Annotated in this window: 23 protein-coding genes; 16 read left to right on the top strand and 7 right to left on the bottom strand. The window is 62.4% G+C overall.

Annotated elements, in window-relative coordinates; all coding sequences use genetic code 11:
* Positions 1-21: 21 nt before the first annotated feature.
* From J3456_RS13975 to J3456_RS13955, 5 genes are read left to right on the top strand one after another with little or no spacing between them, the layout of a single operon-like run.
* Entirely contained in the window at positions 22-939 is a 918-nt protein-coding gene (locus J3456_RS13975) for a branched-chain amino acid ABC transporter permease (protein WP_067626265.1), read from the top strand.
* A 3-nt stretch (positions 940-942) separates the two neighbouring features.
* Complete coding sequence (locus J3456_RS13970; RefSeq protein ID WP_067626267.1) at positions 943-1,926, top strand: branched-chain amino acid ABC transporter permease; 984 nt, start codon at positions 943-945, stop codon at positions 1,924-1,926.
* Positions 1,919-2,686, top strand: coding sequence for an ABC transporter ATP-binding protein (locus J3456_RS13965; RefSeq protein WP_349580744.1), 768 nt, complete (start codon positions 1,919-1,921; stop codon positions 2,684-2,686). Before J3456_RS13970 ends, J3456_RS13965 begins: the two co-directional genes overlap by 8 nt.
* Complete coding sequence (locus J3456_RS13960; RefSeq protein WP_349580743.1) at positions 2,683-3,372, top strand: ABC transporter ATP-binding protein; 690 nt, start codon at positions 2,683-2,685, stop codon at positions 3,370-3,372. The genes J3456_RS13965 and J3456_RS13960 overlap by 4 nt, the downstream gene beginning before the upstream one ends.
* A 23-nt stretch (positions 3,373-3,395) precedes the next feature.
* Positions 3,396-3,794 carry a RidA family protein gene (locus J3456_RS13955; protein WP_067941149.1) on the top strand — a complete coding sequence of 133 codons (399 nt, stop codon included), beginning with the start codon at positions 3,396-3,398 and terminating at the stop codon, positions 3,792-3,794.
* Positions 3,795-3,812: 18 nt separating this feature from the next.
* Here J3456_RS13955 and J3456_RS13950 read toward each other — a convergent pair whose 3' ends face one another.
* Genes J3456_RS13950 through J3456_RS13940 form a run of 3 tightly spaced genes read right to left on the bottom strand, consistent with a single transcriptional unit; the run spans position 3,813 to position 5,858 of the window.
* Positions 3,813-4,619, bottom strand: a complete 807-nt coding sequence (locus J3456_RS13950) for a metal ABC transporter permease (protein ID WP_205570912.1) — start codon at positions 4,617-4,619, stop codon at positions 3,813-3,815.
* Positions 4,612-5,382: a metal ABC transporter ATP-binding protein gene (locus J3456_RS13945; RefSeq protein ID WP_349580742.1), complete on the bottom strand. Its 771-nt coding sequence runs from the start codon at positions 5,380-5,382 to the stop codon at positions 4,612-4,614. Before J3456_RS13945 ends, J3456_RS13950 begins: the two co-directional genes overlap by 8 nt.
* Positions 5,379-5,858, bottom strand: a complete 480-nt coding sequence (locus J3456_RS13940) for a Fur family transcriptional regulator (protein ID WP_349580741.1) — start codon at positions 5,856-5,858, stop codon at positions 5,379-5,381. The genes J3456_RS13945 and J3456_RS13940 overlap by 4 nt, the downstream gene beginning before the upstream one ends.
* 82 nt (positions 5,859-5,940) lie before the next feature.
* On the opposite strand from J3456_RS13940, the gene J3456_RS13935 reads away from it, so the two are divergent.
* Positions 5,941-7,074: a zinc ABC transporter substrate-binding protein gene (locus J3456_RS13935; protein ID WP_349580740.1), complete on the top strand. Its 1,134-nt coding sequence runs from the start codon at positions 5,941-5,943 to the stop codon at positions 7,072-7,074.
* A gap of 83 nt (positions 7,075-7,157) precedes the next feature.
* Here J3456_RS13935 and J3456_RS13930 read toward each other — a convergent pair whose 3' ends face one another.
* From J3456_RS13930 to J3456_RS13915, 4 genes are all read right to left on the bottom strand, one after another.
* Positions 7,158-9,179 carry a PhoX family protein gene (locus J3456_RS13930; protein ID WP_349580739.1) on the bottom strand — a complete coding sequence of 674 codons (2,022 nt, stop codon included), beginning with the start codon at positions 9,177-9,179 and terminating at the stop codon, positions 7,158-7,160.
* A 65-nt stretch (positions 9,180-9,244) separates the two neighbouring features.
* Positions 9,245-10,303 carry a YeeE/YedE family protein gene (locus J3456_RS13925; RefSeq protein ID WP_349580738.1) on the bottom strand — a complete coding sequence of 353 codons (1,059 nt, stop codon included), beginning with the start codon at positions 10,301-10,303 and terminating at the stop codon, positions 9,245-9,247.
* Positions 10,296-10,634, bottom strand: a complete 339-nt coding sequence (locus J3456_RS13920; RefSeq protein WP_349580737.1) for an ArsR/SmtB family transcription factor — start codon at positions 10,632-10,634, stop codon at positions 10,296-10,298. Before J3456_RS13920 ends, J3456_RS13925 begins: the two co-directional genes overlap by 8 nt.
* Complete coding sequence (locus J3456_RS13915; protein ID WP_349580736.1) at positions 10,631-10,993, bottom strand: thioredoxin fold domain-containing protein; 363 nt, start codon at positions 10,991-10,993, stop codon at positions 10,631-10,633. The genes J3456_RS13920 and J3456_RS13915 overlap by 4 nt, the downstream gene beginning before the upstream one ends.
* Before the next feature lie 97 nt (positions 10,994-11,090).
* On the opposite strand from J3456_RS13915, the gene J3456_RS13910 reads away from it, so the two are divergent.
* From J3456_RS13910 to J3456_RS13865, 10 genes are all read left to right on the top strand, one after another.
* Complete coding sequence (locus J3456_RS13910; protein WP_339636645.1) at positions 11,091-11,828, top strand: cytochrome c biogenesis CcdA family protein; 738 nt, start codon at positions 11,091-11,093, stop codon at positions 11,826-11,828.
* 28 nt (positions 11,829-11,856) lie between these two features.
* Positions 11,857-12,438, top strand: a complete 582-nt coding sequence (locus J3456_RS13905; protein ID WP_349580772.1) for a thioredoxin family protein — start codon at positions 11,857-11,859, stop codon at positions 12,436-12,438.
* A 136-nt stretch (positions 12,439-12,574) separates the two neighbouring features.
* Positions 12,575-13,048 (top strand): sulfur oxidation c-type cytochrome SoxX, encoded by a 474-nt coding sequence (gene soxX, locus J3456_RS13900; RefSeq protein ID WP_386279657.1) that lies wholly within the window; start codon positions 12,575-12,577, stop codon positions 13,046-13,048.
* A gap of 114 nt (positions 13,049-13,162) precedes the next feature.
* Positions 13,163-13,582, top strand: coding sequence for a thiosulfate oxidation carrier protein SoxY (soxY, locus tag J3456_RS13895; protein ID WP_067628363.1), 420 nt, complete (start codon positions 13,163-13,165; stop codon positions 13,580-13,582).
* 33 nt (positions 13,583-13,615) lie between these two features.
* A complete protein-coding gene (gene soxZ / locus J3456_RS13890) occupies positions 13,616-13,945 on the top strand; it encodes a thiosulfate oxidation carrier complex protein SoxZ (protein WP_067941571.1) in 330 nt (109 codons plus the stop codon).
* A 43-nt stretch (positions 13,946-13,988) separates the two neighbouring features.
* Positions 13,989-14,837: a sulfur oxidation c-type cytochrome SoxA gene (gene soxA, locus J3456_RS13885; protein WP_349580735.1), complete on the top strand. Its 849-nt coding sequence runs from the start codon at positions 13,989-13,991 to the stop codon at positions 14,835-14,837.
* An 87-nt stretch (positions 14,838-14,924) separates the two neighbouring features.
* Complete coding sequence (gene soxB / locus J3456_RS13880; RefSeq protein WP_349580734.1) at positions 14,925-16,625, top strand: thiosulfohydrolase SoxB; 1,701 nt, start codon at positions 14,925-14,927, stop codon at positions 16,623-16,625.
* Between the two features lie 73 nt (positions 16,626-16,698).
* Positions 16,699-17,958, top strand: a complete 1,260-nt coding sequence (gene soxC / locus J3456_RS13875; RefSeq protein WP_349580733.1) for a sulfite dehydrogenase — start codon at positions 16,699-16,701, stop codon at positions 17,956-17,958.
* Positions 17,942-18,997, top strand: coding sequence for a c-type cytochrome (locus J3456_RS13870; protein ID WP_349580732.1), 1,056 nt, complete (start codon positions 17,942-17,944; stop codon positions 18,995-18,997). The genes soxC and J3456_RS13870 overlap by 17 nt, the downstream gene beginning before the upstream one ends.
* 121 nt (positions 18,998-19,118) lie before the next feature.
* Positions 19,119-19,775: an ATP-dependent Clp protease proteolytic subunit gene (locus tag J3456_RS13865; RefSeq protein WP_067939572.1), complete on the top strand. Its 657-nt coding sequence runs from the start codon at positions 19,119-19,121 to the stop codon at positions 19,773-19,775.
* The last annotated feature ends 122 nt before the right edge of the window (positions 19,776-19,897 follow it).

Genomic DNA, 19,897 nt, shown 5'->3' with positions numbered 1-19,897 from the left:
CGCGCCGGGAGGCTTTGCCAAATGTCGCTCATCTTGCTGATTGAACAGGTGCTGAACGGGGTCCAATCCGGGGTCATGCTGTTCTTGATGGCCGCGGGGCTCACGCTCATCTTCGGGGTCATGGGGCTCATTAACCTCGCCCATGGTTCGCTCTACATGGTCGGTGCCTTTGCCGCCGCGGCGGTTGCGGCGGCGACGGGGTCGTTCCTCTTGGCCTTGGTGGCGGCCTTGGCCGCGGCGGCGCTGGCGGGCTGCTTGATCGAGATGACGGTGATCCGCAGGCTCTATGACCGCGACCACCTGGACCAAGTGCTGGCGACCTTTGCGCTGATCCTGATTTTCTCAGAAGGTACGCGGTTTCTCTTTGGCTCCTTCCCGTTGTTTCTCGACATTCCCTCCGCGCTGGCGGGGCCTGTGACCCTGCCGGGCGGCATCCAGTATCCGCTCTACCGGCTCGTGATCATCGGCGTCGGTCTGGTGATTGCTGCAGGTCTGTTCCTGCTGATCGCCCGCACGCGCATTGGCATCCAGATCCGTGCAGGTGAGGCCGACCGCGAGATGATCGCAGCGCTTGGCGTTGATATCGCCAAACTTTATACGCTGATCTTCGCCCTCGGCGCGGCGCTGGCGGGGCTTGCCGGTGCGCTGGTCGGCGCGATCCAGTCGGTGCAGGTGGGCATGGGGGAGCCGGTGCTGATCCTTGCCTTTGTGGTGATCGTTATCGGCGGCATCGGCTCGATCAAGGGCGCGCTGATCGGGGCGCTGCTGGTGGGGCTGACGGATACGCTTGGCTCTGTCCTGCTGCCGCTCTTTTTTGCCAACTTCATGGAGGCCTCGGCGGCCACGTCCGTCGGCTCCTCGCTCGCCTCCATGTCGATCTACATTCTGATGGCGGGGGTCTTGCTGTTCAAACCCACCGGCCTCTTTGGGGAGGCCTGAGCCATGATGCGCGAAAAACTCGTAAACCTCTTTCTTTTTTTGCTGCTGCCCGTGACGGCGCTGGCGGCCTTTGCGCTGGACGAGCCCTTCATCATCACGCTGGCGACCAAGGCGGCGATCCTCGCCCTTGCGGGCGTGGGGCTGAATATCGCGCTCGGGCTGGGCGGGCTGGTGAGCTTTGGCCACGCGGCGTTCTTTGGGATCGGCGGCTATGCCATGGGCATTCTCGCCGCCCATGCGCAGAGCTACACACCGATCATGGAGAGCCCATTTCTGATCGAAGGCACCAAGTCGATGCCGGTGATCTGGCTGGTGGCGATCGTGGTCTCTGGTCTTGCTGCGCTGCTGATCGGGGCGCTGTCTTTGCGCACCTCGGGTGTCTATTTCATCATGGTCACGCTCGCCTTCGGGCAGATGCTGTTCTACTTCTCGATCTCATGGCCCGCCTATGGGGGCGAGGACGGGCTGTCGATCTATGTGCGCAACGGCTTTCCGGGGCTGAACACGCTTGATCCGCTGACTTTCTTTGCCATCGCCTTTGCGGTGCTGGCGCTGGTGCTGCTGTTTGCAGGGCGTCTGGCGCGGGCTCCTTTCGGCCTTGCGCTGTCGGCGGCGCGGCAGAATGCCGAGCGGGTCGAAGCCGTGGGCCTCGCGCCCTTCCGGCTCCGGCTGGTGGCCTTTGTCATCTCGGGCGCGGTCACCGGGCTTGCGGGCGCGCTTTTCGCCGACCTCAACCGTTTTGTCAGCCCGACGATGTTCTCGTGGCAGACCTCCGGCGAGATCATGATCTTCGTGATCCTCGGCGGGGTGGGGCGGCTCTTTGGCCCGGTGGCCGGGGCGGCGCTGTTCATCTTGCTTGAGCATGTCTTGGGCGGGCTGTCGGAGTTCTGGCACATCTATCTGGGGCTGTTGCTGTTGCTGGTGGTGCTCTTTGCGCGCGGCGGCATGATTGGCCTCGTTGCCGGACGGGAGGTGGCCCATGACTGAAGGGAAGACGGATGTGCTGTTGGACGTGCGCAACTTGCACAAAAGCTTTGGCGCGTTGAAGGCGACGGATGATGTCTCCCTCACCCTGCGGACGGGCGAGATCCACGCGCTTATCGGCCCCAACGGGGCGGGCAAGTCGACGCTGATCAAGCAGATCGCGGGCGGGCTGCGATCAGACAGCGGATCGGTCCATTTTGCCGGGCAGGACGTGACACCGATGACCACCGTGCAGCGGGCGCGGGCGGGGCTGGGGCGAACGTTTCAGATTTCGTCGCTGGCGATGGAATATACCGTGCTGCAAAACGCGGTGCTGGGCGCGCTTGGCCAATCGGGCCGGGTGATGCGCTTCTTCGCGCCAGTGATGCGGCAACAGGAGTTGCGGCAAGAGGCGATGCGCGCCTTGGAGTTGGTGGGGCTTGCGGATCACGCGGCCAAGCGCACCGCGGACCTGTCGCATGGGCAACGTCGCCAGCTTGAGGTCGCCGTGGCGCTGACCCTGCGGCCCAAGGTGTTTTTGATGGACGAACCGATGGCGGGGCTCGGGGCCAGCGGCTCTAAGGAGATGACAGGCTTTCTCGACGGACTGCGCCGCGAGGCGCCGATCCTGCTGGTGGAACATGACATGGACGCGGTTTTCGCGCTGGCGGACCGCATTTCGGTGCTGGTCTATGGCCAGATCATCGCCAGCGGCACGGCGGCCGAGATCAAGGCCGATCCGCAGGTCCGGGTGGCCTATCTGGGCGAGGAGGACGCGGCATGAGCTTGCTGGAGTTGAACGACATCACCGCCTCCTACGGGCCGACGCAGGCGCTTTTTGGCGTCGATCTGACGTTAAAAGCGGGCGAGGTCTGCGCGCTGATGGGGCGCAACGGGATGGGCAAATCCTCGACCATTAAGGTGATCTGCCGGATGCTGAAACACGATGGCGGTGGGCTGCGCTTTGACGGGCGCGACATCGCGGGTCTGCCCAGTTTCCGCGCCGCGCAGGCCGGGGTGGGGCTGGTGCCTGAGGGACGCCGCTGTTTCGCGCCGCTGACAGTGCATGAAAACCTCATCGCTGCCGCACGCCCCGGTGCATGGGACGAGGCGCGGGTCACGGCGCTTTTTCCACGGCTGGGGGAGCGGCGCGATCAGGCGGCAGGCTCGCTTTCGGGCGGAGAACAGCAGATGCTGGCGATTGGCCGTGCGTTGATGACCAACCCGAAATTGCTGCTGCTGGATGAAGCGACCGAGGGCTTGGCCCCCGTGGTGCGCCAAGAAATCTGGGCCGCTGTGGCGCAGCTTAAACGCGACAGCGGGCTGGCGCTTTTGGTGGTGGACAAATCCCTCGCCGAGCTGCGCCGCGTGGCCGATCACGCTGTCATTCTCGAACGGGGCCGCACGGTCTGGTCTGGCCCGATGCCCGCGCTCGATTCCCAAATCGCCGATCAATTTCTCGGTGTGTGACTGTTAACAAAAAGGAACACGACATGTCGCATCAAATCATTCAGCCCGAAGGCTGGGCCCCCGCGAAGGGCTATGCAAACGGCGTGCTGAGCGCGGATGGTCACCTGTTCGTCGGCGGTCAGATCGGCTGGACCGCCGAGCAGAAGTTCGAATGCCATGACTTTATTGGCCAGATGAAACAGGCGTTGCAAAACATCCGCGAGGTGGTCGAAGCCGCAGGCGGCACGCCCGAAGACATCACCCGTCTGACGTGGTATGTGACGGATAAGAAAGAATACCTTGCCGCGCAAAAGGACGTGGGCCGCGCCTATCGTGAGGTTATGGGCAAGCATTTCCCGGCCATGGCGATGGTGGTCGTCGCCGGATTGGTCGAGGATGACGCCAAGCTTGAGATCGAAGCCGATGCGGTGATCAACCGCTAAGCGATCCCGCCGCCGGGGTCACCCCCGGCGGCGCAACGCCGGAAGCGCCGCCGAAAAGGCCGAGGAGAGCGCAAAGAGACCTGCGGCGATGCTGACGATGCTGGGCCCTGTCGGCGTGTCGAATTCCAGTGATGCCATCAGCCCGCCCAGTGCCGCTAAAGCGCCCAGTCCCATGGCCCAGATTGCCATGGTCTCGGGCGTCCTGGCAAAGGGCCGGGCAGTGGCGGCGGGGATGATCAGCATGGCGGCGATGAGCAGTGCGCCCACGACCTTGATGGCCACGGCCACCATGATCGCCAATGCCAGTGTCAGGATCAACTGCTCGCGTTTCGGGTTCCCGCCAGAGGCTTGGGCAAGATCGGGGTTCAGCGTGGCGGCCAGCAGCGCCGACCAGCGCCACGCCAACAGCAGCGCCACGGCCAGCGCACCGCCCCAAATGACGGCAAGGTCAAATCGGGTGACAGCGAGGATTTCCCCAAAGAGGTAGGACGACAGATCAACCCGCTGCCCCGGCAGCAGGGACACGGCCACCAACCCAAGCGCCAGCGCGGAATGGGCCATGACGCCCAGCAGCGCATCGGCGCTGACATTGCGGCCCGAGAGTGTGCTGATCACCAGCGCCATCACCAGCGCCACCAAAAGCACGCCCGCGGTGATCGGCAGATCGGTCGCCAGCGCCAAGGCCACGCCCAGCAAGGCCGCGTGGCTGGTGGCATCGCCGAAATAGGCCATGCGCCGCCAGATCACGAAACAGCCCAAGGGGGCGGCGGCCAGCGCCACGCCAAGCCCTGCGAGGGCGGCCCGCAGAATAAAATCGTCAAGCATTCTCGGTCTCTTGGTGGTGGCCTTCACAGGCGTCGCCGTGGTGGTGGGTGTGATGGTGGTGGTGATGGTCGTGATCGTGGCGGTAAAGCGCCAGCGCCCCTTGGGTGCCGCTGCCAAAGAGCGCGCGGTATTCAGGCGCGTCGGCCACGGTTTCGGGCGTGCCTTCGCAGCAGACATGGCCATTGAGGCAGAGCACCCGGTCACTGGCGGCCATTACGACGTGTAGATCATGGCTGACCATCAGCACGGCGCAGCCCAAGTCTTGGCGCACCGTTTCGATCTGGCGGTAAAAGGCGGCAGAGCCGGGTTGATCCAGCCCTTGAGTCGCCTCGTCGAGGATCAGCAGATCGGGCCTTTCCAGCAGCGCACGGGCCAGCAAGACGCGCTGGAACTGCCCGCCGGAAAGGTCGACCATCTGCCGCTCGGCCAATTCCGGCACGCCAGCGGTGGCAAGGGCATCGCGGATCGCCTCAGGCTTTTGGCGGCGCGGCAGGTTGACGAAACGGCGCACGGTCAACGGCAGGGTGGCATCGATCTGCAACTTTTGCGGCACATAGCCGATGCGCAGCCCCGCCTTCCGGGACACTTTGCCCGCCGCCGGTTTCAGCGCCCCGATCAGCGCCCGCAGCAGGCTGGATTTTCCCGATCCGTTGGGGCCGACGATGGTGACGATCTCCCCCGGTTCGATGTTGAAGTTCACATCGCGCAGGGCGGTTTGCCCGTCGTGGCGCAGGGTCAGGCCACGGGTCTCAATCAGGCTCATGCGCCGGTCTCCTGACAGGCGGGGCAAAGACCCTCGGCCTCGACCACGCTGCGCTCGATGCGGAAGCCTGCGGCCCGGGCGGCATCGCCAAGGCGGCTTTTGGTGGGTGAGGTTTCGGCCTCTGCCACCGACCGGCAACCGCGGCAGATCAGAAAGGCGGGCGCGTGGTCTTCGCCCGGATGTACGCAGCCCACATAGGCGTTGAGCGCTTCGATCTTATGGGCCAGCCCGGCTTTCACCAGAAAATCCAAGGCGCGATAGGCCACGGGGGGCTGCGCGCCCAAGCCTTCGGCCGAGAGATGGGCCAAGAGGTCATAGGCGCCCAAAGCGCGGTGCTCTGACAGCAGAATTTCGAGCGCGCGGCGGCGAACGGGCGTCAGCCGTAGCCCGCGCACGGCGCATTGTGCTTCGGCGGCCTGCATGGTGCTGCGCATACAGGCGGCATGATCGTGATCGCGGAATTCGATGGCGCTCATGGGGGACCTCAATTCGTTTGGGTATTGATATGTTATAACAGCGGTGTTAGCAAGGTGATACTATAACATTTGAAGGTCTGCCATGTATCGTTTTACGCTCCCCGCTGCCATTCTTGCCTCTGCCGCATCGCCGCTTTGGGCGGAGGTGCCTGCCGTCGCCACGGATATCGCCCCGGTTCATGCGCTGGTGTCTCAGGTGATGGAGGGAGTCGGCACGCCTGACCTCATCGTGCCGCCGCGCAGTTCACCACATGGCTATGCGATGCGCCCTTCCGAGGCGCGGGCGCTGAGCGGGGCGGATTTGGTCGTCTGGGTTGGCCCGTTGCTGACGCCTTGGCTGGCCGATCCGCTGGAATCTCTGGCCAGCAGCGCGAGCCATCTGGCCTTGATGGAGCAGCCGGGCACCCGCGTCTTGGCGTTCCGTGAGGGGGCGAGTTTTGAGGCCCATGATCACGGCGATGTGGGAGATGAAGACCACGAGGGGGAGGAGCATGCCGCAAAGGGGGACGATCACGACTTGCATGGTGACGATGCGCATGAGGAGCATGACCACGACGCGCACGGTCACGCAGGACATGACCACGAGGAGCATGACCACGATGCGCACGGTCACGAAGGGTATAGCGACGCAGAACATGACGCGCCAGCGCCTGACGAAGACCACGACGATCACGGCCATGATGAGGCCCACGCGCATGGCGGCGTTGACCCCCACGTCTGGCTTGATCCGCAGAACGGTCAGCTTTGGCTGGGTCAGATCGCCGAGGCGCTGGCAGAGCTAGACCCCGACAACGCCGCACAGTACCGCGAGAATGCCAAAACGGCGCAGGCCGAGCTTGCCGCCTTGGAAAAGGACATTGCCGAGACCCTCGCGCCGGTTAAAAACCGCCCCTTCATCGTTTTCCACGACGCCTACCACTATTTCGAAGCGCGTTTTGACATCGAAGCACGCGGCGCCATCAGCGAAAATGACGCCCGCGCGCCGGGTGCGGCGCGGGTGGCAGAACTGCGCGATTTGGTGGCCGAGAGCGGCGCGAAATGCGTCTTTGCCGAGCCGCAGTTCAACCCCGGCCTGATCGCCGCGGTGACCGAAGGGCAGGGCACCGGGACCGGCACGCTCGACCCGCTGGGGGCTGATCTGGAACCGGGCGCTGCGCTCTATGCCGATCTGCTGCGCGGCATGGCAGAGAACATGGCCGTTTGCCTGTCGGATTGATCTTGGCGCCGAAACGAAAAGTGGTGCAGCCGGGGAAGCTGCACCACATCTTACATGCTGAAATAACTTTTATAGAATTCTGATCAGACGGCGATTTTACCGCCGCCTTCTTTGGTGATGACAACCACCGCCGGGCGCGGAGGCATCTTGGGGTCGAAGTCGGGCCAGCGGGTGGCTGGGTCTTCAAACGTGCTTTCCCGCTCGAAACCGGGGATGTCCTTGGTCCCGTCCGTACCGGGGTGCTGCACCGCGACGAAAAGCGTCTCGCCATCCTCCGTAAAGTAGGGGCCGCACATTTCGCCGCCCACGGGGCAGCGGAAGAAGAGCTTTGAGGTGCCGCGCGCCTCGCCTTCGGTCTCCAGCGCGTAAAGTCCGTCGGATTTGCCGGTCTTGCCCCAGCTGCTGCCCTGATCGGTGCTGATCCAGAGCCGCCCGTCGGCGTCCATCGCGGCGTTGTCGGGGCTGCCGAACCAGCCGTTTTCCGACGTCTCAGGGTTCCACTGCGCGCCGACCTCGGCAACCTTTGGGTCACCGCATTGCACAAGGATCGACCAAGTGCCGCTGGTGGCGGCGTGGTCAGCCTCGGCCTCTTTGATCTCGATGATATGGCCAAAACTGCTGTCGGCGCGCGGGTTAGCGGCGTTGGTGTCGCCCTGCTTGCGCTTGGTGTTGTTGGTCAGCAGGATATAGGCCGTGCCATCGCCGCGCGGCTGCGCGTCTTCGGGGCGGTCCATCGGGGTGGCGCCCAAAAGGTCAGCGGCCAGACGCGTGTCGATCATCACGTCGCCTTGGTCGTTAAAGCCGTTCTCGGCGGTCAGTGGTCCGGTGCCATGCACCAGCGGCAGCCAGTTGATCGTGCCGTCCTCCTCAAAGCGCGCGACATAGAGCGTGCCATCGTCCAGTAGAGCGCCATTGGCGGCGGGGTCTTCGGACACGGTTCCGGCAGAGACGTATTTGTACTGATAGTCAAAGCGGTTGTCGTCGCCCATATAGACCACCAGCTTGCCGTCTTTGCTGACCGTGGTCTCGGCGCCCTCATGGCGGAAACGGCCCAGAGCGGTGCGTTTGATGGGGGTGGAGGTCGGGTCCATCGGGTCAACCTCGACCACCCAGCCAAATTTGTTGGGCATGTTCGGCTCGGCATCCACGTTGAAACGGTCGTGCTTCTGGCCCCAAGCGTACCACATGCCCGGCACGCCGTAGCGGTCCCAAGATTTCTCTTCCGCGGCACCGCTGATGTCGGGCTTGCCGTCGGCGTCCAGCTTGTCGGTCCAGAAATAGCCGTGGAAGTTCTCTTCGGCCATCAGCCATGTGCCCCAAGGGGTCAGCCCGCCCGCGCAGTTGTTGAGCGTGCCGATGACCTGGGTGCCGCTAGGATCGTTGTTGGTCTTCATCCGCGCGTGACCGGCGGCAGGGCCGCTCAGCGTCATGGCAGTGTCGAGGGGGGTAATGCGGCGGTTCATCTTGCCATCACGCACCACTTGCCACTTGCCCACCTCATCGCGGGCGATCTCGACGACCGAGCCGCCGTGCGCCGCCATCTCAATGTCGATCAACTCGGGCGTCATGCCTTTGAAGTCGACTTTGTCCTGACGGCCAAGGCCGGGGAACATAACCTCTTCGTTGGTGTATTCGTGGTTTACGCAGAGCAGCCCGCGGCTGCCGTCTTCGTTCAGCGGCACAAAGCCCACGTAGTCGTTGTTATAGCCGAACTGTTTCAGCTGCGCGGCGGCGGTTTGGTTCATCACGTCGAACTCGGGCGCGTCTGCGGTGATCGGATCGCCCCACCGCAGCAGGATCTGCGCGTCATAGCCGGGGGCGACGTGGTGGGTTTCATCATTGCCCCACGCCAGTTCGTCAAAGACATAGCGGCTGGTGGCGGCATTGGCCTTGGACGGGGCGATGGCGGCAGCGGTGCCGAAAAGCGCGGTGGTGGCGGAAACCCCAAGCATCCCGCGCAGGATGTCGCGGCGGCCATAGCGGGCGTTGATCACATCACCGATGGTGCGCGAAAGATTGGCATTGGTGGGGATGTCGTCAAAGGCCTCAAAGGCTTCAGCCTTGTTGCCGATGGCGGGGTCGTTGAGAATTTCGCGGCGGGTCATCATGCTTCCTCTGGTGACTTGGCTGGCCTCCATCTGCACCATGACTGTCACGGTTTTATGACGCGCTAGATCGGGTTGTTGCGAAATCCGACAATGAGTTGGCGCAGGCCCAAGGCGGCCCCGGCAAAGATCGACGCCAGGGTGACAGGTCCGCTGAAGGCCAAGACCGATATGGCCGAGATGCCTTGCCCGATGGTGCAGCCCATGGCGATCACCGCGCCAGCGCCCATAAGCCCCGCGCCGAATATCTGGCGGCGCAGCTCGCGCGGGTCTTCGCAGGCTTCCCAACGGAAATGCCCCTGCCAGAGGGAGCCGAGGAAGGCACCGACCCAGACACCCGAGACGGAGCCGATACCAAAGCTCAGCGGGCGGACTGAGCCTTGCATGGCATAGAGCAGTGTCTCTCCCACGGGGGCGGCATAGCTGTGAGACATGAGCGTCTGTGTGCCAAAGCCGGTTTGTGCCAGCCACGCCGTGCCCGCCCAACCCGAGACGATGGCGAGACCGGCGGTCACGCTCCAAAAGACCATTCGGAAATCACGGCGAAAGGCGCGGGCGCTCAGCATGAAGGCACAGATCACCAACCCTAGAGCCACCCCAATCATTGCCACTGGTCCGCCTGTGAGTGCAGAAAGCGCATGGGCGATGCCATCGGGCGGGCCCACGTTCATTTGCCGGGGGAAGAGAAACACACGCGCCGGGGAGAGGGGGCCGGAGAGCACAGCAAAAGCTGCCAGCCCCATGACCACCACGATAACAAATGAACGCAGATCGCCGCCACCAAGCCGCGCCAATGCGCCAAAGCCGCAGGTGCCCGCCAGCGCCATCCCGTAGCCAAAGATCAACCCGCCACAGATCGCGGGCGCCCAAGAGAAAGCGATGGTCAGGTGAAAGGCGCGGTCGATGTTGATCAGGCCAAATCCGCCAAGGGTGAAGCTGCCCAGCATCGCCACGCCGATGGCCAAGCCCCACATGCGCATCCGGTGGCTGGAGCCGCCGTAAAGCATGTCTTCGATCGCGCCCAAGGTGCAGAACCGCCCCAAACGTGCGGCAAGGCCCAGCAATACGCCGCCCAATCCACCCAAAAGGGCGGCGGTCAACGGCTGGCCCAGACGCTCAATCATTCTTGCAGAATAATTCGTAGACCAGTTCCAGCATTTTGCGGGGCCGGTCATCGGCAAGCCGGTAGTAGATCGTTTTGCCATCACGCCGCGGGGTCACCAGCCCTTCGAGCCTGAGCCGTGAGAGCTGCTGAGATACAGCGGCCTGTCGCGTGGCGAGGAGCGCTTCCAACTCGCTCACCGATTTTTCACCCGAAACGAGGTGACACAGGATCATCAACCGTCCCTCATGGCTGATCGCCTTGAGGAAGTTCGACGCGGTCACGGCGTTGGTCAGCATCCGGTCCATGTCCTCTTCGGACATGTCGGGGGTCATCACGGGCAGGGCTGTCATTCGGTCAGTTCCTCGAAATCGGTCTTGTCGCGCAATAGCATGTTTAGCATGGGCCAGAAAAATTCCGCACCGGGGTAGCCTTCTAGGCGGCCCAGTTCGGTGTCATCTTCAACCAGCAGGAAGGTCGGCGTAAATACCAACGCGCGCTGGGGGGTGACGCTGTCCTCGACGACAGAAATATCGACGCGGCGCAGCGGGGCAAACTCCCCCTCGGCGGTCTTGGGGTAGGCGGGGGCGATCTCTTTGTCCCAGCGTTCGCAATAGATGCAGCCGGGCTGTTCGACCATGACCAATTCCACCGCCAAGGCGGGCAGGGCGGTTAGGGCCGCGAGGCTCAGGGCGGTCACTGTGCGGATCATTGGCTTGCCTGATTGACGTTTGGATAACACTCAACGTAATTTGAATATGTGAATTATTCAAGCGCGGCGGCATTTCGCGGCGCAGGCAGGGGGTAACATGTTCGACATCACCTATGCAGGCGCGCTGCTGGCGGGGCTGCTCAGCTTCTTTACGCCCTGCATTCTGCCGATGGTGCCGTTTTACCTCAGCTATATGGCGGGGCTCAGCGTGACCGAATTGCGCGGCGACGGCGCGATTGCGCCGGGGGCGCAGCGGCGGTTGGTGCTATCCTCGGTGCTATTCGCGCTAGGGGTGTCGACGATCTTTGTGCTGCTGGGCATGGGGGCTACGGCCTTGGGACAGGTGTTTACACAATACCTTGAGCCGCTCAGCTGGGTGGCGGCGGCGATCCTGCTGGTCTTTGGCCTGCATTTTCTGGGCGTCATCAAGGTGCCGCTGCTCTACCGCGAGGCGCGGCTGGAGGGAGGCGGCAAGCCCACGTCGATCTGGGGCGCCTATGTGATGGGGCTGGCCTTTGGCTTTGGCTGGACACCTTGCGTTGGCCCGGCGCTGGCGGCGATCTTGATGATAGCGTCGGGCATGGGGGACATCACGCATGGTGGGCTGCTGTTGGCCGCTTACGGCGCGGGGATGACCGCGCCCTTCGTGGTGGCGGCCCTCTTTGCCAAGCCGTTTCTCAACTGGGCCGCGCGGCATATGGCGCTGGTGCAAAAGGTGGAAAAGGCGATGGGGGTCATGCTGATCCTCTTTGCCGTGCTGATCGTGACAGGCGGGGTACAATTGATCGCGGATGCGATGATCCGTTGGTTCCCCAGCTTCACGACGTTAGGGTAACCGCAACAAGGAGGAGGACGCCAAGATGATGATCTCAAGGATAGGGGCCGCAGTGGCGGCAGCGGTGCTGGCTTGGCCATTGGCCGCGGCGGAACTGGGCGACGACGGGCTGCACAAGGCGGCTTGGATGCGCGACACCTTCAAAGACCTGCGCGAGGATCTTGAGGAGGCGAGGGCCGAGGACAAGCGCTTGATGCTGATGTTCGAGCAGCGCGGCTGTATCTACTGCACCAAAATGCATGAGGAAGTCTTTCCCACCGCTGAGATCGCCGATTACATCGAAGAAAACTACTTCGTTGTGCAGCTAAATTTGCACGGCGATATCGAAGTGACCGATTTCGATGGCGAGACTCTCTCGGAAAAGCAGATGGCGCGGAAATGGGGGATTCTCTTTACCCCGACGATGATGTTCCTGCCGCCTGAGGTGGCCGAAGGCGCGACAGCGCCGCAAGCCGCCGTGGCGGTGATGCCGGGTGCCTTTGGCAAAGGCACGACGCTGGATATGCTGACTTGGGTCAATGAGGAACGCTACGCCCTTGAGGGGGCAGAGGATTTCCAACGCTACCACGCGCGGATGATCCAAGAGCGCAACAACGGTAGCACGGATTGACCGATGAAAAGCGGCGCTGCGCGGGTAAAGCTATTCAAAAGTTTGAATTTGTTGTTGCGCCGCGCCGCATCCCTGTCTTAGGGTCAGGTAAACCGGATCACACATCACCGTGATCGGCACTGGGAGGAAGTTTTCGATGATGAGATGGATCGCCGCCGCAATTGTGTCGGGCGCGCCCGTTCTGGCCGCCGCTGAAACCGTGGCACCTGCCGACGTGACCTATGATGATTACGGTTCGGTTGAACAATCCTTGACCGGCACGGCCGGAGACGCCGCCAGCGGTGCCGCCATCGTCGGCAACAAAAAGGCGGGCAACTGCGTGGCCTGCCATCAGATCGGCGCGCTGAGCGATGTGCCCTTCCAAGGTGAGATCGGCCCGATGCTCGACGGGGCGGGCGACCGCTGGACCGAGGCAGAGCTGCGCGGCATCGTCGCCAACAGCAAAATGACCTTCGAAGGCTCGATGATGCCCTCCTACTACAAGACAAGCGGATACATCCGCCCCGGCGACGGTTTCACCGGCAAGGCCGGGTCCGAGCCGCTGCCGCCTCTGTTGGACGCCCAGCAGATCGAAGATATCGTGGCGTTCTTGGTCACGTTGAAAGAGTAGCGCCGAAGCTTCGCGGCCTAGGGGCGGCGGAGGGCTCGACAGATCATCGCGGTCAGCGCACCGCGGCAATGGAATGACGGCGCAGAGCGCCGCTGACGAATAAGGAGATGAGAGATGAACTTCTCAAGACGTGAAACTTTCGGCCTGGGCCTTGGTGCCGTGGCGCTGACAATGCTGCCCGTGGGGGCCTCTGCCGCCACGGTCGACGAGCTGATCGCGGAATTCACCGGCGGGGCCGATATGGCCGACACCGGCGTGACCCTGACCGCGCCCGAAATCGCTGAGAACGGCAACACCGTGCCAATCTCGGTCGAAGCGCCGGGTGCTTCCGCGATCATGGTGCTGGCCACTGGCAACCCGACCCCGCCCGTCGGCACCTTCAACTTCGGCCCCTTGGCAGGGAGCCGCAGTGCCTCCACCCGCATTCGTTTGGCCACGACCCAAGACGTTGTCGCCATCGCCAAGCTGGAAGACGGCACATTCGCCCGCACCAGCGCAGAGATCAAAGTCACAATCGGCGGCTGCGGCGGCTAAGCCCGCGCGCCCCAATTTTCAGGAGTTTTCAAAATGGCAGAAGGTGTAACCCCTCGCGTCAAAGTGCCGAAAAAAGCTGAGGCAGGTGAGGTCATTACGATCAAGACCCTGATCAGCCACCCGATGGAATCGGGCCAGCGCAAAGACGGCGACGGCAATGTCATCCCGCGTTCGATCATCAACCGCTTCACAGCTGAGTTTAACGGCGAGAGCGTGATCGACGTGAAGATGGAACCGGCGATGTCGACCAACCCCTATTTCGAATTTGACGCCACTGTGCCTGAGGCAGGCGACTTTAAATTCACGTGGTACGATGACGACGGTTCGGTCTACGAAGAAGTCAAATCCATCACGGTTGGCTGACCCCGCGTCAGCCAGCACCGTGCGTGGAACAGGGAGGAAAGACATGAAATTCAAGGCAATGACCGCTGTCGCGGCGCTTTTGGTGGCCGCCCCCATGCTGGGGATGGCCGATGAGGAGGCCGAGCTTGTCGTCAACGGCGAGATCGAGATGGTGACCAAGACCGATGCGCCTGCGCATCTTGAGGGGGCTTTGCCGGAAATCATGTCTGGCTGGCGCTTCCGCTCGGATGAGACGCAGCAAACGCAAATGGACGATTTCGATAACCCCGGCATGATCTTTGTCGACCAAGCCCAAGCGGCTTGGGACACGGCAGAGGGCAGCGAGGGCAAGTCCTGCGCGTCTTGTCACAATGACGTGGAATCGATGGAAGGCGTCCGCGCCGTCTATCCCAAATGGAACGAAGAGGCGGGCGAAGTGCGCACGCTTGCGATGCAGATCAACGACTGCCGCGAGAACCAGATGGGCGCAGAGCCCTATAAATACACCGGCAACGACATGACCGCGATGGAGGCGCTGATCTCGGTCCAGTCGCGCGGCATGCCGGTCAATGTAGCGATCGACGGCCCGGCCCAAAGCACTTGGGAGCAGGGCAAAGAGATGTACTACACCCGCTACGGCCAGCTTGAGCTGAGCTGCGCCAATTGCCACGAAGACAACTATGGCAACATGATCCGCGCCGACCATCTGAGCCAAGGACAGATCAACGGCTTTCCGGTGTATCGTCTGAAAAACACCAAGCTCAACAGCAGCCACGCGCGTTTCAAAGGTTGCGTGCGTGACACCCGGGCCGAGACTTTTAGCCCCGGCAGCCCCGAGTTCGTGGCGCTTGAGCTTTACGTCGCCAGCCGCGGCAACGGCCTGTCGGTCGAAGCGCCTTCGGTGCGTAACTGATATCATATTCGGGCGTTTTGCCTGACCTGATCCCGCCCCTCAAAAGGGGGCGGGGCCTTTACCTGTTTTCAAGTGATGGAGCGTAACATGCTGTCTCGCCGCGATTTTTTGCAAATGTCCATGGCTGCGGCCTCCATCTACGGCGGCTCGGGCTTCGGCAACTGGGCGCGGTTGGCGGCGCAGGACCGCTTTGATCAGGACGCGCTCTTGGAGTTCGAGAAGTTCGGCAATGTGACTCTGATGCATGTCACCGACATCCACGCCCAACTGAAGCCGATCTATTTCCGCGAGCCTTCGGTCAACATCGGCGTCGGCGACAATCGCGGCAAGGTGCCCCATATCACCGGCGAGGATTTCCGCATTCGCTATGGCATCGGCGGCGGCACGCCGCTGGATTACGCGCTGACCTATGATGATTTTGTCGCGCAAGCGCAGGCCTACGGCAAGGTCGGCGGGCTCGACCGCGTGGCGACCGTGCTAAATGCGATCCGCGCCGACCGGCCCGATGCGCTGCTTCTGGATGGCGGGGATACGTGGCATGGCTCGATGACCTGTCTCAAGACCCAAGGGCAGGACATGGTCAACGTGATGAACGCGCTGAAACCCGACGCGATGACCTTCCATTGGGAGTTTACGTTGGGGTCGGAACGGGTGCAGGAGATTGTCGAGGGGCTGCCCTTTGCCGCTCTCGGCCAGAACATCTTTGATGCTGAATGGGACGAGCCTGCGGAACTGTTCAAACCTTATGAGTTTTTCGAGCGCGGTGGCGTGAAGATAGCCGTGATCGGGCAGGCTTTTCCCTACATGCCCATCGCCAACCCCGGCTGGATGTTCCCCGAATATTCCTTTGGCATCCGCGACGAGCATATGCAGGAGATGGTCGACGAGGTCCGCGCGCAGGGTGCCGAACTGGTCGTTTGTCTCAGCCACAATGGCTTTGATGTCGACAAGAAGATGGCCGGGATCGTCAAGGGAATCGACGTGATCCTCTCGGGCCATACCCATGACGCGCTGCCCGAACCGGTGCTGGTGGGACAGACGCATATCATCGCTTCTGGCTCCAACGGGAAATTTGTTTCCCGCGTGGATCTGGACGTGCGGGATGGCAAGATGATGGGCATCCGGCACAAGCTGATCCCGATCTTCTCGGACCTCATCACACCCGATCAAGAGGTGGCCCAGCTGATCGACGCGCAGCGTGCGCCTTATCTGGATGAGTTGACCCATGTGGTCGGGCAAAGCGACGCGCTGCTCTACCGTCGGGGTAACTTCAACGGCACATGGGATGACCTCATCTGCGACGCGCTGCTGAGCGAGCGGGACGCCGAGATCGCGCTGAGCCCGGGTGTGCGGTGGGGGCCGTCGATCCTGCCGGGCCAGGATATCACGCGCGAGGATATCTTTAACGTCACCTCGATGACCTATCCCAATGCCTACCGCACGGAAATGACAGGGGAATTCCTGAAAGTCGTGCTGGAGGACGTAGGTGACAACCTGTTCAACCCCGACCCCTATTACCAGCAGGGCGGCGACATGGTGCGGGTCGGCGGCATGGGCTTTAAGATGGACATCGCCAAGCCGCAGGGTGAGCGGATTAGCGACATGACCTTGCTTAGTTCCGGTGAGCCGATTGACCCGCAGCGCAGCTATGTCGTCGCCGGATGGGCCTCGGTCAACGAGGGCACCGAAGGGCCGCCGATCTGGGATGTGGTCGAAAGCCATATCTCCAAATTGGGAACGGTTTCTGATGGGGCCCGCACGCCGGTGGAAATCGTTCTGCCAGATTAAGAAAAAACAGAATAGGGGTTCTCACACGGGAACAAATTCAATAAAATGAATTTGAATATGTGAGGGCCACGATATGACCGACGAAAATCAAAATGGGCCATCGCGCCGTGCCTTTCTAACGGGGGCAGGGGCGGCGGCCGCAGGAACGCTGGCGGGCCGCGCCAGCGCCCAGACGGACCCGGCGATTGCCATTCACCCGTGGATGCAGGAGTTGGGCGATGGCGTTGACGCCGCGCCTTACGGAATGCCATCGCCGCATGAGGCCGATGTGAAACGACGCACGGTGGAGTGGCTCACTGCCGATCCGGTAAGCTCGATCAATTTTACGCCGCTGCATGACCTCGACGGGACGATCACCCCCAATGGTCTGTGTTTTGAACGTCACCACTCAGGCGTTGCCCGCGTTGATCCGGCGCAGCATCGGCTGATGATCCACGGGCTGGTCGACAAACCTTTGGTGCTGACCATGGAAGACCTCAAACGTTTTCCCCGGCAGAACCACGTCTACTTCCTTGAATGTGCAGCGAATTCTGGGATGGAATGGCGCGGCTCACAGCTTAACGGCTGTCAGTTCACCCACGGCATGATCCATAACGTTATGTACACTGGCGTGCCGCTGCGGCTGGTGCTGGAAGAGGCGGGGATCAAGCCTGAGGGCAAATGGCTGCTTGCAGAAGGGGCCGATGCCGCCGCCATGACCCGCTCGATCCCGATGGAAAAGGCGCTCGACGATTGCCTGGTCGCCTTCAAGATGAACGGCGAGGCGCTGCGCCCCGAACAGGGCTACCCGGTGCGGCTGGTCGTGCCCGGCTGGGAAGGGAACATGTGGGTCAAATGGCTGCGCCGCCTCAAAGTGGGCGATCAACCTTGGCACCACCGCGAGGAGACCAGCAAATACACCGACCTCATGGCCGACGGCGTGGCGCGGCGCTTCACTTGGGAGATGGACGCAAAATCCGTCATCACCAGCCCCAGCCCGCAGGCGCCGATCACCCATGGGCCGGGGCCGACCGTGCTGACCGGTTTGGCGTGGTCGGGCCGGGGGACGATCCCGCGCGTGGATGTGACCCTTGATGGCGGCATTACATGGCATGAGGCGCGAATGGACGGGCCGAGCACGCCTAAGGCGCTGCACCGCTTTTACTATGATTTCGAATGGGACGGAAAACCGCTGCTGCTGCAAAGCCGCGCGCATGACAGCACCGGCTATGTCCAGCCCGCCAAAAACGCCCTGCGCGCGATCCGGGGCGAGAATTCGATCTACCACAACAATGGCATCCAGACTTGGGCTGTTGACGCTGACGGAAAGGCCGAAAATGTCGAGATTTCTTAAACTTGCGCTGCTGGCCAGCGCCATGGCCAGCCCCCTTGCCGCCGAGCCTTTGGGCCTTGGCCGCGCCGCCACGCCCGAGGAAATCGCCGTTTGGGACATCGACGTGCGCCCCGACGGTCTGGGCCTGCCTGCGGGCAGCGGCGACGTGATGACCGGCGATAAAATCTACACCGAGAAATGTTCTGCCTGTCACGGGGTCTTTGGCGAAGGCACGGGCCGCTGGCCGGTGCTGGCGGGCGGGCAGGGCAGCTTGACCAATGCGCGCCCGGTCAAGACGATCGGCAGCTATTGGCCCTATCTGTCAACGGTTTACGACTACATCAACCGGGCGATGCCCTTTGGCGATGCGCAGTCGCTGACCGATGATGAGGTCTATGCCATCACGGCCTATCTGCTCTATCTCAACGATGAGGTGGACGAGGATTTCGTGCTCTCTTCGGACAACTTTGCCGAAGCGCGTCTGCCCAATGAGGAGGCGTTCAAACCCGATGACCGGGCAGAGGTGGAGTTTGCGGCCTTTAAAGAAAAGCCATGCATGAGCGACTGCAAACCATCGGTCGAAATCACCATGCGCGCCGCTGTGCTGGATGTAACGCCCGAAGAGACCGCCGCCAAAGCCGCCGCTAAGGCCGAAGAGGCGCAAGCCGCCGAACCCACATCCGAAGCCCCGCCCGCCGAGGCGCCGGCGGTTGAGGTGGCCGAGGCTCCTGCCGCCGACCCGGCGCTGATCAAAGCCGGTGAAAAGGTGTTCCGCAAATGCAAATCTTGCCACCAGATCGGCGCCAAGGCCAAGAACCGCGTCGGACCGGTGCTGAACGGCATCGTGGATGGCCCGGCGGGCGCGGTCGATGGGTTCCGATATTCCAAACCGATGGCCGCCGCCGCCGAGGCCGGGCTGGTCTGGACCGAAAGCGAGCTGAACGCGTTTTTGGCCAGCCCTAAGGGCTATATGAAGGGCACGAAAATGTCCTTCCCCGGTGTGCGTAAAGAAGAAGACATCGCCGCGCTGATCGCCTACCTGCGTGACGCATCGGAGTGATTGCGGCGATTAGAGAAAACTGACGTGCCTGCCCCCCTTGAACCCCCATACCGGGGGGACTAATCTCTGGGTAACAGTTTTGCGGGTATGGTCCCGCGAACAGGAACTGAGGCAGGCACGCATGAACGATCCGATCAACACCTATATGAATACGCTTGTCCCGATGGTGGTTGAGCAAACCAGCCGGGGCGAGCGGTCCTACGACATCTTCTCGCGTTTGCTGAAAGAGCGGATCATTTTCGTCAACGGCCCGATCCACAGCGGGATGAGCCATCTGGTCGTCGCCCAGTTGCTGCACCTTGAGGCGGAGAACCCGACCAAGGAAATCAGCATGTACATCAACTCGCCCGGTGGCGAAGTGACGGCGGGCCTGTCGATCTATGACACGATGCAATACATCAAACCCAAGGTCTCTACTCTGATCTGTGGCATGGCGGCCTCCATGGGGTCGGTCATCGCGATTGGCGGCGAAAAGGGCATGCGTTTCGCGCTGCCCAACGCCGAAGTCATGATCCACCAGCCGTCGGGCGGCTCGCAAGGCATGGCCGAAGATATCCTGATCTCGGCCCGCCATATCGAGCGCACTCGTGAGCGGATGTATCAGCTCTATGTCAAACACTCCGGCCAGCCGCTGGAAACCGTTCAAAAAGCGCTCGACCGGGACCTGTGGATGACCCCCGAAGAAGCCAAAGAATGGGGCCACTTGGACGAGATCGTCGAGAGCCGTGGCAAGGCAGATGATGCCGCTGCCAGCGGCAAGGACAAGAAAGACAAGTAATAGAGGGGCCCGGCGCTGCATATTTTGCGATTGTAGCGCCGGGGTCACTGGCCTAAGCTTGAGGCCAAATCTCGCAGCCCCACGTTCGGGGCGGACATACACGACAGACCTGAAAGGTTTGA

The sequence above is a fragment of the Sulfitobacter sp. NFXS29 genome (assembly GCF_040148765.1).
Lineage (GTDB): Bacteria > Pseudomonadota > Alphaproteobacteria > Rhodobacterales > Rhodobacteraceae > Sulfitobacter.
The sequence above is the reverse complement of the archived record's forward strand: the minus strand, read 5'-3'. Positions and strand labels throughout refer to the sequence as shown.